At 56.6% G+C, this 12,428-nt stretch carries 12 protein-coding genes; 5 read left to right on the plus strand and 7 right to left on the minus strand.

The window, feature by feature from the left end:
• Positions 1-113 precede the first annotated feature (113 nt).
• From TM1040_RS01420 to TM1040_RS01435, 4 genes are all read left to right on the plus strand, one after another.
• Positions 114-1,073 carry a dihydrodipicolinate synthase family protein gene (locus tag TM1040_RS01420; protein WP_011536818.1) on the plus strand — a complete coding sequence of 320 codons (960 nt, stop codon included), beginning with the start codon at positions 114-116 and terminating at the stop codon, positions 1,071-1,073.
• Positions 1,064-1,990 carry a proline racemase family protein gene (locus tag TM1040_RS01425; protein ID WP_011536819.1) on the plus strand — a complete coding sequence of 309 codons (927 nt, stop codon included), beginning with the start codon at positions 1,064-1,066 and terminating at the stop codon, positions 1,988-1,990. The genes TM1040_RS01420 and TM1040_RS01425 overlap by 10 nt, the downstream gene beginning before the upstream one ends.
• A 65-nt stretch (positions 1,991-2,055) precedes the next feature.
• On the plus strand, positions 2,056-3,294 hold the full coding sequence (locus TM1040_RS01430; protein WP_044026443.1) for an NAD(P)/FAD-dependent oxidoreductase: 1,239 nt from the start codon (positions 2,056-2,058) through the stop codon (positions 3,292-3,294).
• 15 nt (positions 3,295-3,309) lie between these two features.
• A complete protein-coding gene (locus TM1040_RS01435) occupies positions 3,310-4,335 on the plus strand; it encodes a trans-3-hydroxy-L-proline dehydratase (protein WP_011536821.1) in 1,026 nt (341 codons plus the stop codon).
• A 392-nt stretch (positions 4,336-4,727) separates the two neighbouring features.
• Here the strand turns inward: TM1040_RS01435 and TM1040_RS01440 are convergent, their stop codons facing one another.
• The 7 genes from TM1040_RS01440 to TM1040_RS01470 are packed head-to-tail and all read right to left on the minus strand — an operon-like array spanning position 4,728 to position 9,610.
• Positions 4,728-5,057: a hypothetical protein gene (locus TM1040_RS01440; RefSeq protein WP_011536822.1), complete on the minus strand. Its 330-nt coding sequence runs from the start codon at positions 5,055-5,057 to the stop codon at positions 4,728-4,730.
• A 1-nt stretch (position 5,058) separates the two neighbouring features.
• Positions 5,059-5,445 (minus strand): response regulator, encoded by a 387-nt coding sequence (locus TM1040_RS01445; RefSeq protein WP_011536823.1) that lies wholly within the window; start codon positions 5,443-5,445, stop codon positions 5,059-5,061.
• A 43-nt stretch (positions 5,446-5,488) separates the two neighbouring features.
• Complete coding sequence (locus tag TM1040_RS01450; protein ID WP_011536824.1) at positions 5,489-6,346, minus strand: CheR family methyltransferase; 858 nt, start codon at positions 6,344-6,346, stop codon at positions 5,489-5,491.
• Positions 6,343-6,831, minus strand: coding sequence for a chemotaxis protein CheW (locus TM1040_RS01455; RefSeq protein WP_005612856.1), 489 nt, complete (start codon positions 6,829-6,831; stop codon positions 6,343-6,345). Before TM1040_RS01455 ends, TM1040_RS01450 begins: the two co-directional genes overlap by 4 nt.
• Positions 6,815-8,950, minus strand: a complete 2,136-nt coding sequence (locus TM1040_RS01460; protein ID WP_011536825.1) for a chemotaxis protein CheA — start codon at positions 8,948-8,950, stop codon at positions 6,815-6,817. Before TM1040_RS01460 ends, TM1040_RS01455 begins: the two co-directional genes overlap by 17 nt.
• 1 nt (position 8,951) lies before the next feature.
• Positions 8,952-9,326 carry a response regulator gene (locus TM1040_RS01465; RefSeq protein WP_005612860.1) on the minus strand — a complete coding sequence of 125 codons (375 nt, stop codon included), beginning with the start codon at positions 9,324-9,326 and terminating at the stop codon, positions 8,952-8,954.
• The gene (locus TM1040_RS01470; protein ID WP_005612862.1) at positions 9,323-9,610 is read right to left on the minus strand and encodes an STAS domain-containing protein; all 288 of its coding nucleotides are present in this window, start codon (positions 9,608-9,610) and stop codon (positions 9,323-9,325) included. Before TM1040_RS01470 ends, TM1040_RS01465 begins: the two co-directional genes overlap by 4 nt.
• 344 nt (positions 9,611-9,954) lie before the next feature.
• On the opposite strand from TM1040_RS01470, the gene TM1040_RS01475 reads away from it, so the two are divergent.
• Positions 9,955-12,303, plus strand: a complete 2,349-nt coding sequence (locus tag TM1040_RS01475) for a methyl-accepting chemotaxis protein (protein ID WP_011536827.1) — start codon at positions 9,955-9,957, stop codon at positions 12,301-12,303.
• Positions 12,304-12,428 lie beyond the last annotated feature (125 nt).

Genomic DNA, 12,428 nt, shown 5'->3' on the forward strand with positions numbered 1-12,428 from the left:
ATGGGTTCGCCACCTTCAGGATATTCACGAGAGTTCAGACACTTGCATCGGTTTGGACTGGATTCTCAGGAGGGCAGCACCCCGCTTGCCCGTCAAAGCAAACAGGAGCACGCATGTCTCAAACTATCTTCTCGGGCACGATGCCCGCCCTCATGACCCCGTGTAAAGAAGACCGCACACCCGACTTTGATGCCTTGGTGAAAAAAGGCAAAGAGATGATCGAGGCGGGCATGTCCGCAGTGGTCTACTGCGGCTCGATGGGTGATTGGCCCCTCCTGAGCGACGAAGACCGGATGACCGGCGTTGAACGCCTGATCGAAGCTGGTGTGCCAACGGTTGTTGGAACCGGCGCGATCAACTCCAAATCCGCCGTCGCATTGGCTGCGCATGCGCAGAAATTTGGCGCAGCCGGTCTTATGGTGATCCCGCGTGTGCTTTCGCGCGGCACCTCGGTGACAGCACAAAAGAATCATTTCAAGGCAATCCTCACGGCGGCGCCGGACGTGCCTGCTATCATCTACAACAGCCCGGTCTACGGGTTTGCGACGCGCGCGGATCTGTTTTTTGCGCTGCGTGCAGAGCACCCCAACCTGATCGGCTTCAAAGAGTTCGGCGGCAAGGACGATCTGCGCTACGCAGCTGAGCATATTACCAGCCAGGACGACCAGGTGACCTTGATGGTCGGCGTCGATACCGAAGTCTATCATGGCTTTGTGAACTGTGGCGCAACCGGCTCTATCACCGGGATCGGCACCGCACTCCCCAAAGAAGCACTGCTGCTGGCCGCATTGTCGCAAAAAGCGGCCCAAGGCCATGCAGAGGCACGGATGCGCGCGCGCGAACTGGAAGAAGCCTTTGGCGTGTTGGCGAGCTTTGACGAAGGCACCGATCTGGTTCTTTACTACAAATATCTGTTGGTTCTGAACGGGGAGGACGAATACCGTCTGCACTTCAACGAAACCGATGAACTGACCGACGCGCAGCGCAACTATTGTGAGCAACAGTACAGCCTGTTCCGCGCCTGGTTTGCGGATTGGTCCAAACAAGGCGGGATTATCGCCGAATGCATGTAATCGACAGCCATACCGGCGGGATGCCCACACGGGTCATCCTTGACGGCAGCCCCGATCTTGGATCGGGGCCGCTTTGTGTGCGGGCAGAAACACTGTCGCGCGCGCATTCAGAGTTTTGCGACTCGGTCCTGCTCGAGCCGCGTGGCCAACCGGGCATGGTTGCCGCCCTATTGGTTGAACCCGTGGACCCCGAGTGTGTCACCGGGGTGATATATTTCGATGCCGACGCCGTGTTGGGCATGTGTGGGCATGGCACCATTGGGCTTGCCGTGACGCTTGCGCATTTGGGCCGGATCGACGTTGGCACACATAAGATCGAAACGCCTGCAGGGATCGTGACGGTCGAACTGCACGATGCAAACACCGTCTCTGTAACCAACATTGAGAGCCGCCGCATTCACCACGCGGTCTCTGTCGAGGTCAAAGGACACGGCAGTTTTACCGGCGACTTGGCCTATGGCGGCAATTGGTTCTTTATCTGCGATGCACCGATCGAAGTGTCGACCGGCAATATTGCAACGCTCACCGAACTGTCGATCGCGATCAGAGAGGCCTGCGTGCAAAACGGCGTCTGCGGCCCGGATGGCGAAGCCGTGGATCATGTGATCCTGCGTGGCGCCAGCCCGAATGCCAGCAGCTTCAGCCGCAACTTTGTGCTCTGCCCCGACAACGAATATGACCGATCGCCATGTGGGACCGGCAGCTCCGGCTTTGTGGCCTGCCTTGCCGCGTCAGGCCAATTGGCGGAAGGCACGGAGATTGTGCTCGAAAGCGTCATCGGAAGCGCCTACACGCTCTCCTACAGGAATGGCCCGACGGGCGGGGTGATCCCGCGCATCACTGGCCAGGCCTATGTCATGGCGGAGGCAACATTGCTGTTTGCAACACAAGACCCCTTCAAAGCCGGGATCACCTGACCGCCTCATACAAAGTCATGGGGCCACCCGGCCCCTTATCTGTACCATTTCAGAGAGCCGTACCCATGTCGCAGGATATTGTTGTTATTGGCGCCGGTATTATTGGCATCAGCATTGCTGCTGAGTTGGTCCAGCAAGGGCATCGCGTCCGGGTTCTGGATCGCAGCGGTGTGGCTGCGGAAACCTCCAAGGGCAACGCGGGTGCCTTTGCCTTTACGGATGTGATGCCGCTGGCCACGCCCGGCATCATGCGCAAAGCGCCAAAATGGCTGCTCGATCCGCTTGGCCCATTGTCGATCCCGCCCCGCTACGCGTTGAAAATCGCGCCATGGATGCTCCGGTTCTGGCGCGCCAGTTGGCGTGACCGTTTTGAGACCTCTGTCGCGGCACAAAGTGCCCTCATGGACCTGTCCAGATCCGCGCTGGAGCGACAGATTGCAACGCATGGCGCCGAACATCTTATTCAGCGCGATGGACAATTGCAGCTCTTTGAGGGGGAGACCCAATTTCGCGACAGCCTGCCCGGCTGGGAACTGCGCGGCCAGTATGGGATCAAATATGACCTTCTGCGCAGCCCCGAGGAAATTGCCGAAATTCAGCCGGGACTTGATCGTCGATTTACCCATGCAGGATTCACCCCCGATTGGATCAACACGACCGATCCTCAGATCTGGACAGAGCATCTGGCCCAGAGCGTTGTGAACGCGGGGGGCGAGATTGTGGATTGCGATATACAGTCCATCTCAACTGTCGGCGACAGGGTCCAGCTGACGCACGACGGCGGATCCCTTACTGCAGACAAAGTCATCGTCGCGGCTGGCGCTTGGTCCCACCATCTGGCGCGCACGCTGGGGGACCGGATCCCGCTTGAGACCGAGCGCGGATACAACACCACATTGCCCGCTGGGGCCTTCGACGTGCGAACTCATCTGACATTTGGCGCCCACGGCTTTGTGGTCAGCCGGATCAACGGCGGCGTCCGTGTTGGAGGCGCTGTTGAACTTGGCGGGTTGAAACTGCCACCCAATTATCGACGCGCCAAGATCCTGCTGGAGAAAGCCAAGCGCTTTCTGCCCGGCTTGGACACCGCGGGCGGGCGCCAATGGATGGGGTACCGCCCCTCGATTCCGGACACTCTTCCGGTGATCAGTCGCTCTCCGAAGTCTGACAATGTGATTTATGCCTTTGGTCATGGGCATTTGGGGCTGACACAATCCGCCGCCACCGCCGAGCTTGTGCGGGATTTGATCAACAAAAACAGCAGCCCGATCTCGCTTGATCCCTATCGGGCCAGCCGGTTCTAAACTAGGAAATACCTCATGCGCAGTTCCAAAACCATTCATGTCATCTCCGCTCATGCAGAAGGTGAAGTCGGGGATGTCATTGTTGGTGGCGTGCTGCCACCTCCGGGTGAAACGCTGTGGGAACAGCGCAATTTCATCGCCAATGACGAAACCTTGCGCAATTTTGTCCTGAATGAGCCACGCGGCGGCGTGTTTCGCCATGTGAATCTTTTGGTTCCCCCCAAACACCCAGAAGCCGTGGCGGCCTGGATCATTATGGAACCTGAAGATACGCCACCGATGTCGGGTTCAAATTCCATATGCGTTTCAACGGTTTTGCTCGACGGTGGGCTTGTGCCCATGCAGGAACCGGAAACCCATATGGTTCTGGAAGCCCCCGGCGGCCTCGTCAGAGTCCGGGCCGAGTGTCACGATGGCAAGGCAAGGCGCATTTTCGTGCAGAACCTACCGAGTTTTGCCGACAAGATCCAAGTGCCGCTCGACGTCAAAGGGCTTGGGACCATTACCGTCGACACAGCCTACGGAGGCGACAGTTTTGTGATCGTTGATGCCGAGGCTCTCGGATTCGAGATCACAGAGGTCGAAGCCAAGGACATCGCCAATCTCGGTGTGCGTATCACTGACGCAGCCAACGAACAGCTTGGGTTCTGCCACCCCGAAAATCCGGAATGGGATCACATTTCCTTCTGCGCGTTCTGCGGCCCGCTTCGTGAAACTGAAACAGGTTTCACCAGCAAATCTGCCGTCGCCATTCAACCTGGCAAAGTCGATCGCTCCCCTACCGGCACGGCAGTGTCAGCACGAATGGCGTTGATGTCTGCGCGCGGTCAGATGACGGCGGGCCAGAGCTTTGAAGCGGTTTCTATCATCGGGTCGAGTTTTACGGGCCAGATCTTGGACGTCACGCAGGTTGGCACGAAGCCGGCGATCATTCCAGAAATCAGCGGCCGCGGTTGGGTTACCGGCATACACCAACATATGCTCGACCCCGAAGATCCCTGGCCCGAAGGCTACCGGCTGTCTGACACCTGGGGAGCCTGAGGGATCCGCAGCAGACGCTTAGTTGGGGCAAATCACCACCAATTCGGCTAGGTTATTGGGAAAAGCGCCAGTCGCGACACTCCGTGACTGCGCTAAAGCCAAGGCATTGCGCACCCTTCTACTCTCATAATTTTCAACATTAAGGTCAACGAAGTGGCGCCGCCACTGCTGGGAGCGATCTGGGCGAAGCAAACGCGACCCCCCAATTGCAGGTATCCAAGTGATATCCGCTGGTAAGCCACTCCGCGCGTCAACCGCCAGGGCTCGCGCACCGGTCAGCACGCAATTGCGCGACCGCACTCTCATGACCCATGCAAAGCAATCGGCCCTGCAGCATCCCCCTTGGTACAACCCGGAGCATGCTGCAAGGCCGAAGAATCGAGAGCCGGACGTCAGAGCTCAAAGAGCTCCTGACGTTCCCGGAGTCTGTCTCGCAAAAGCTGAAGGGTCACCCCTTCGGTTGCGCGTTCGATATCCGTGCAATCCTCGGTCCCAACTTGCTCACGCAGTTTGTCGAAGAAAACGGACATACCACCAAGCGTCTGCGAAATAAGATCGAAGTCTTGCAGCTCTCTGATTTCAGCGCTTGTGGGCGGGGTTCGACGCTCGACGATCGTCAGCACGGTATCTTCAAGCTGCTGAAGCTGTTTCTGCAACTGGCGCATTTCACGCGCCGAGTTTGCATAAACAGTATCGAGCGGTTTGGAAGAACTTGTGCCCATCTCACAAACGCCCCACAACTTGCTCGATTGCCTGACGCATCGACGCAACGGTGAACGGTTTACGAATGATGTTGTTCAAACCAAGCTTTTTGCCAACCTCAATGACCTCCGGTGTGGGTTTGCCTGTCACCAGGATGAACCCAACGCGTTGGGTTGCAGCATTGCCGCGCACCGCCTGCAAAAGCCCGAGGCCATCCATGCCGGGCATATTGTAGTCCGAAAGGACCAAGTGCACGGGATTCGTCGCAAGCTTCTGGAACGCGGATTGTCCGTTGTTTTCGACGAGATAGTTCTTAACGCCGAGTTCATCGAGACACTGAGTAAGAATGCCTCGGCTGGTCGACATGTCATCGACAACCATCACGCGCAGAGAGTCTTTCAAGCTCATCGTTTTTTCCTTGTGTTCTCGTCTTGGCTAACCGTGAGTGAAACTAGCCTGGGGTATTGACGTATGTTGTGATGCCGACCGTTTTAAGATGTTGAGCTGCCGGGCCGGACATTCGTTCTGAGTGACCTATGAAGAGGTACCCGCCTGGATTGAGTGTGCGCTGGAACGCCTGCCACACTTTTTGTTGGGTTGGATTGTCGAAGTAGATTGCGACATTGCGACAAAAGATTGCATCGAACTTCCCTTTGAATGGGAACGGCTCAATGAGATTCAGCACACCGTAAGTGACCTTTTGGCGCAGATGCTGCGGCACGCGGCCCGTGCCCTGCTTCGATCCCGGTTCGAGCTTCATCTTGTATTGCTTTGGGATGCCCTCAAAATCCTCGAGCGGGTATTGGCCCTGCTCGGCGGTCTTCACCACAACCGGATCGATATCAGTGCCGAGGATCTTGATGTCGTAGCGATCCGCATCTGGACACATGTCATGCAGCACCGCTGCAATCGTGTAAGGCTCCTGTCCGATCGAACACCCGGCCGACCAGATGCGTACACGCCCACCTTTTTTAGCCTTTTCAAGCAAAGGCGGCAGAACATCGTTGCGCAGTGTTTCAAAGTGATGCGGCTCGCGAAAGAACTGCGTCACATTTGTGGTCAGTAGAGAAAGAAGTTCGCTTCTCTCCTGATCCGCATTAGGCCCATCGAGTTGCTTCAGATACTCTTTGAACACCTTGATGTTCTGCTTTCTCAGCTTCCGCGACAAACGAGAAGAAACCAGAGGTTTCTTGCTCGCAGACATCGCCAAGCCAAAGTGCTTGTACGCGAACTGCGCGATGGCCTCAAAGTCCTGATCAGACAGGATAATGCCATCGTCAAAGGGTTCGATTGGACCAGCAATACTCACGACAGGCCTTGCTCCGGTGCAGAAATTACAGCGTCGAGATTGATGATGCGGACCATGGTGTCATCATGAGAGATGATCCCCTGAATATACTCCATGGTGTATCGGCTATCGACGGGCGGTGTGTCCTGGATCTCTTCAGGATTGATAGAGATGATCTCGGATACGGATTCCGCCAACAAACCAACAGGCTTGCCATGCACGGCGACCACGATCACCACATTGCGCTCGCTGGCCTCGGTCTGTTGCAGACCGAACCGTGCGGAAAGATCATAGATCGGGATCACGGCGCCGCGCAGGTTCATCACGCCCAGAACATCCATCGGTGCATGGGGCAGAATGGTCACCGGCGCCCAGCGACGGATTTCCCGGATTTGGGTGATTTTCAGGCAGAAAGCCTGACCAGCAACCGTGAAGCTTACAAACTCGCTCTGCTGAGCATGTTTGACCTCCTGGTCGCCAATTTTAACTTCAGCTTGCGATTGCATTGCTCATTCTCCGATCTGAATCAAAGGTGGCCGATGTCGGCGAGGCGGCGATGATACTTTCTGAGTCCAAGATCATGGCGATCTTGCCATCGCCCAGGATCGTCGCCGCCGCGACGCCCGGGATATTCCCACAGACGCCATCGAGGCTTTTAATCACGACCTGTCGTTGGTCGTGAATGTCATCAACGGCAAGGGCGCTGCGTTGCCCTGTCTCCGTTTCAACCAACAGGTAAACACCGGGCGGCTTGTCGCCTTCGGGCTTACGCAATCCAAGCGCGCCTGCCACGTCGCAGATGGGAACAAAATTTCCGCGAATGGACAGCAGCGTGCCATCCGCACCTAGGCTGTTGATCATGTCATCACTGCCGCGCATCGTCTCGATGATCGAGGTGATCGGAACTACCATGGTCTGATCTGCGACCGACACCACCATGCCGTCCATGACCGCCAAGGTAAGCGGCAGGATGATGGTGAATGTGGAGCCCTTGCCAGGTGTGGACGAGACATTGATCCGGCCGCCAAGTGCTGTCACCGCGTTCTTGACCACGTCCATACCGACGCCACGTCCAGATAAGTTCGAGACTTCTTTGGCCGTCGAAAACCCCGGCAGGAACAGAAGGTTGTCGATCTCTGCATCCGTCAGGTCAGCATTTTCGGGGATAAGGCCCTTTTCGATCGCGATCTGCTTCACACGCGGGCGATTGATCCCGGCACCATTGTCCTTGATTTCGATGCAGACACTGCCCGAGCGATGCGACGCCGAGAGGCGAATTTCGCCGGTACGATTTTTGCCCGCTGCTTCGCGATCTTCGGGTTTCTCGATCCCGTGATCGACCGCATTGCGCAGAATATGAGTCAACGGATCAGAAAGCCGTTCGATGACCGTCTTATCGACTTCAGTGTTCTCACCTTCCGTGATCAGCTTGGCAGATTTTTCTGTCGCCGAAGACGCTTCTCGGACGATCCGAGCCATGCGCTGGAACAAGGGCTTCACCGGTTGCGCGCGAATTGACATCACACCTTCTTGGATGTCGCGTGCGAGGTTTTTGAACCCCTCCAACTCGGTCTCCACATCCCGAAGATCAGCCACATCCAGATTTGCAATCTGCTGCGCGAGCATCGAATGGTTAATGATAAGTTCGCCAACCGCGTTGATCAGCCGGTCCACCCGCTCCAGATCAACACGCAGGGTCGGCTTTGGTCCGCGTTGTTCTGACTTGTTGCTCTCTGGCTTGACAGTTTCGACCTTTTGCGTCGTTTCAGATGTTGCCATGGGAGTCGCCTCTGCAGGTGCCGGCACGTCAAAAGGGGCTGGCGTCTCGGGCTCGGCACTATCTCCGGGGACACCAAATGCGGCGTTCAGCGCAGCCAGGGCAGCGGCATCCTCCTCTTCGTCCTTGTCAGACGTTATCGAGAGTTCACACAAGCCTTCGACAAACTCGAATACTGCTTCAACCGCAGATTTCGGTTCTGTCGTGGTCAGGGTCAGGTTCCATGCAAGATAGCTGTCGTCCATCGCCATTGCATCAAACCCGGGAAGTTCCGTGTCATCCAGAACAACCTCAAGCGGTCCAAGTTCCGAGAGAGCCTGAAACAGGAAGAACGGCTCGTTGCCTGTCCCAAACATTTCCTTGAGGGGCCGGAAACGGATCTCGTAGGTTTTTTCCTCTTCCATCGCCAGCGGCAATGGAACCGAAGGCCCACCAAGCCCCATGGGCTCAAAGGTGAGTTCCTCTTCTTCCTCATCCAGGTATTCTTCCAGACCCGCGATCAGGACATCGTTGTGTTCCTCGTCCACACTGCCGCCATCCCGCGACACGGAGACCAGGTCAGAGAGATGGTCGCTGCAGCGCAAGAGCAGCTGAATGAGCTTGGTGTCGAGTTGCAGCTTGTTGGACCGCACTTCGTCAAAGACGGTTTCGAACTTGTGTGCAAATGCAACCAGGTCATCGAGGCCAAACGCACCGGCACCACCTTTGATCGAATGCACAGCCCGGAAGACGGCATTGACAACTTCGGGATCGTGATCGCCTCCTTCGATAGCGGTCAGACCCTCATCCATTGCCTCAAGGAGCTCTTCGCACTCCTCAAAGAATGTATCTTGAATCGACCCCGACATCTTATGCGACCGCTCCTGTAACGCGCTTGAGCGCGAAGATCAGGGATTGGTCATCAAAGGGTTTGGTGATCCAACCGGTTGCGCCGGCATCACGGGCACGCGCTTTCATCTCGGGCGCGCTCTCGGTCGTCAGAACAAGGATCGGAACCTTGGAGTTGATACCGTCGCCGCGCAACTCCTCGATCACACCAAAGCCGTCGAGATTGGGCATGTTGATGTCTGTAATCACAACGTCGGGGGCAACGTCGTCGTACATGTCAACGCCCTCACGCCCATCTACCGCGCAGTGATATTCGAAACCGGCCTCTTCCAGCGTTGCTGCCAGCAGGTTTCGGATCGTCCGGGAGTCGTCGATTGCCAGAACTTTGGTTTTCATACTGTTTCCTCGTCTTCAAATCGGTTGGGTTCCAAACCCAGAAGGGTGAGGGATTTTCGGCACCCCTCGTTGACGTTAGTGACCGAGAAACCCAAGCCCTCGGAGCGCCACTGTTGTTCTGCTCCCAAAAGCAGTTGCAGGCAGCGTGACGGCATTACCGCAACCTTGCTGCAATCGACCTCAACAGCCTTGTCACGTGAGGCGTTGAGAAATGCGACCAGTGGGTCTAGATCCGCGAATGCATTGGGCAAATCCAGAGTATGCTTTTGCGTTTCGGTGGTCATTTTCGCGATTCGCACCCCCGTTTAAGGCGATTGATATTGGTTCGATGAGGGCAGTATTAGCTTCAGGGCCTTAACATTTGATTTCCGCCATTCAGCCGGACACACCAAATTTTGAAAAAGCCGCCAGCGCGCGAATTGAAGGGAATGTGCGCCCCTCTAGAGTCACAGTATGATAGCTGCGCGGATTGACCTCCTCGCGCGCTTCTAACGCTATAGGATCTGCCAAAGGCAAATCTGCTCGCATCAAATCTTCACGCGTAAGGGGCAAATTAACCCCTGATGAGAGAGACATATTCCCAAGTCTATTCGCGCATCAGGCTTGGTGCGTTCCTTTGGAGTTCCTTATGATCGCACTCTCTCAGCTAAAGATACGCTACAAATTACCCGCGTTTCTTGTGGGTTTCGCGCTGCTGGCCAGCGCGATTCTGGTGACGGTGAGCACCGTGAACTATCAACGCAACGCATGGATAACAGTAGAGAATCGCTTCGAATCGATCGCTGCGGATCGCGCTTCAGTTCTCGAGGCGCTTTTCCAGACCATGCGCGCGGATGTCGAAGTGCTTGCCGAGCTGCCCTCCACCGCAACCGCGGCACAGCGGATCTCTGCGGCGTGGAGCGGGGTGAGCGATTCTCCGGCTGAGACGCTGCGCCAGATGTACATTTCTGAAAACCCGCACCCCCCACATGAACGCTTCATGATGGAACGCGCGCAAAAGACGATTCCCTACAACATCCACCACGCGAACTTTCACCCCTCCTTCCGGTCGCTGCTGATTTCCAAGGGATACAGCGACGCCTATCTGGTGAATATCGCGGGGGACGTCATCTATAGCGTCGCCAAGCAGGACGACTATGGCAGCAACCTCTTGTCCGGCCCGCATCAGACCAGCAATCTCGCCGCGACATTTAAGCGGATCATGACCGCGGCACCCGAAGAGGTCCTCTTTTCGGATTTTGAGCACTTTGCGCCGCGAGATGACACGCCGATGGCGTTTGTCGGCACCCAGATCGTCGCCAGCAGTGGTCAGCTGGTTGGTGTCTTTATCCTACAGATCCCTGACACGCTCGTGAGCGAGATTATCTCGCCCGCAGAGGGCTTGGGAGTGAGTACCGAGGTGTTTGTTGTCGGAACAGACGGCAAGGCACGGTCGCAATCCAGATTCGACGACGGACACAACGTTCTGGAGGATCTGGCATTCTCTCTGCAAGAGCGGGCGGCGACCGAACCACAGATCTTTGACAGCAATGCCACAGGCATTCGCGGCAAACCCGTCGTTGCCATGGCACGTCAACTGCCGATTGAAGAAAAAGTGTGGATTCTCGCCGTCGAGCAGGACCGCGACGAGGTTCTGGCACCGGTTCGTGGAGACCGGATGCTCTTGATCCTGACATCGCTTGCAAGCGCTCTTGTTATGACAGGGATTGGCTGGTGGTTTGCCCGCAGTTTCCTCAAGCCTATCGACGGACTTTGCGCGCGCATGAGTGAGATCAGCGAAGGCCAACTTGATGCTCCTATTCCCGAAGCGGATCGCGCAGATGAATTTGGCCACATGGGGCAAATTCTGCGCACCATGCAGGGCGATCTACAGCGCGCCAAAGATGCCGATGCCCACAGGCAACACCTGCAAGAGCAACAAGCTGAAGTCGTGCGTCACATCAGTGAGGGGCTTGTGCAGGTTGCAAACGGAAATCTCGCACATCGCATCACCGAACCTTTTGATGCGGACTACGAAAAACTCAGATCAGACTTCAACTCCGCGCTAACGGAATTGAGCGACGTGGTCAGCCAGGTCACCGAGACGGCGGATGGAATTCGCTCCGGCGCTGACGAAATCAGTCAAGCATCAGATGACCTGTCGTCGCGCACGGAATCCCAGGCCGCGACCCTTGAAGAAACGGTTGCTGCTCTGGATGAGCTGACGGCAAGCGTGAAGTCAGCCGCTGAAGGCGCGCGAAACGTCGAAGACATCGTGAAGCAGGCGCGCGGCGAGGCTGAAAAGAGCGACGAGGTCGTGCGCAATGCCGTGGATGCGATGACGAAGATCGAGACATCTTCCGCCAAGATCTCCCAGATCATTTCGGTGATCGACGATATTTCCTTCCAGACGAACTTGCTTGCCCTGAACGCCGGTGTTGAAGCTGCACGGGCCGGAGAAGCAGGTCGCGGGTTTGCAGTGGTCGCGTCAGAAGTGCGCGGTCTTGCGCAGAGATCCTCTCAGGCCGCACTCGAAATCAAGAACCTGATTTCAGAGTCGACACAGCAAGTGGGCGAAGGCGTCGAACTCGTTGACGCGGCGGGAGACTCCCTGAGATCCATCGCGGAGCGGGTGTCGCATATCTCGAGCTTGGTTTCGGAAATCGCCCAAGGCGCGACAGATCAATCCGCCGGATTGAGCGAAATCAACGACGGTATGACCCAGCTTGACCAAGTGACGCAGAAAAATGCCGCCATGGTCGAAGAGTCAACAGCCGCCAGCCACCTCTTGAAATCAGATGCCAACAAACTGGCCGAGCTGGTTTCCCACTTTGAGACGGGCCAAGCCTCTGCGCCAAAGCGCGCGCAACCGGCCGATGACCGCAGGCCCGAAACGCCGCGAGCCTCGGCTCATGGCGAAGACATCGCCTTTGATCCTCCACCGCCCATTGCCACATCGACAGGGTCCGCTGCGCGAGACCTTTGGCAAGACTTTTGAATGAGCAGGCGAAAACGCAGCTCGCAGTAGAGTCTCTCCTCTTCGCCAAATACGAACTTCCCGGTCTTCCGGCACAAACAGACGGATAAGAAATTGTCTTCATTGAGCGTTTTGATAGTCACAAC

Source organism: Ruegeria sp. TM1040 (assembly GCF_000014065.1).
GTDB lineage: Bacteria > Pseudomonadota > Alphaproteobacteria > Rhodobacterales > Rhodobacteraceae > Epibacterium.

Coding starts and splice junctions, on each gene's coding strand:
- TM1040_RS01425 (WP_011536819.1), top strand. CDS start 1,064: ATGCATGTAATCGACAGCCATACCGGCGGGATGCCCACACGGGTCATC.
- TM1040_RS01420 (WP_011536818.1), top strand. CDS start 114: ATGTCTCAAACTATCTTCTCGGGCACGATGCCCGCCCTCATGACCCCG.
- TM1040_RS01475 (WP_011536827.1), top strand. CDS start 9,955: ATGATCGCACTCTCTCAGCTAAAGATACGCTACAAATTACCCGCGTTT.
- TM1040_RS01455 (WP_005612856.1), bottom strand. CDS start 6,831: ATGCAATCGCAAGCTGAAGTTAAAATTGGCGACCAGGAGGTCAAACAT.
- TM1040_RS01440 (WP_011536822.1), bottom strand. CDS start 5,057: ATGGGCACAAGTTCTTCCAAACCGCTCGATACTGTTTATGCAAACTCG.
- TM1040_RS01470 (WP_005612862.1), bottom strand. CDS start 9,610: ATGACCACCGAAACGCAAAAGCATACTCTGGATTTGCCCAATGCATTC.
- TM1040_RS01435 (WP_011536821.1), top strand. CDS start 3,310: ATGCGCAGTTCCAAAACCATTCATGTCATCTCCGCTCATGCAGAAGGT.
- TM1040_RS01445 (WP_011536823.1), bottom strand. CDS start 5,445: ATGAGCTTGAAAGACTCTCTGCGCGTGATGGTTGTCGATGACATGTCG.
- TM1040_RS01460 (WP_011536825.1), bottom strand. CDS start 8,950: ATGTCGGGGTCGATTCAAGATACATTCTTTGAGGAGTGCGAAGAGCTC.
- TM1040_RS01430 (WP_044026443.1), top strand. CDS start 2,056: ATGTCGCAGGATATTGTTGTTATTGGCGCCGGTATTATTGGCATCAGC.
- TM1040_RS01465 (WP_005612860.1), bottom strand. CDS start 9,326: ATGAAAACCAAAGTTCTGGCAATCGACGACTCCCGGACGATCCGAAAC.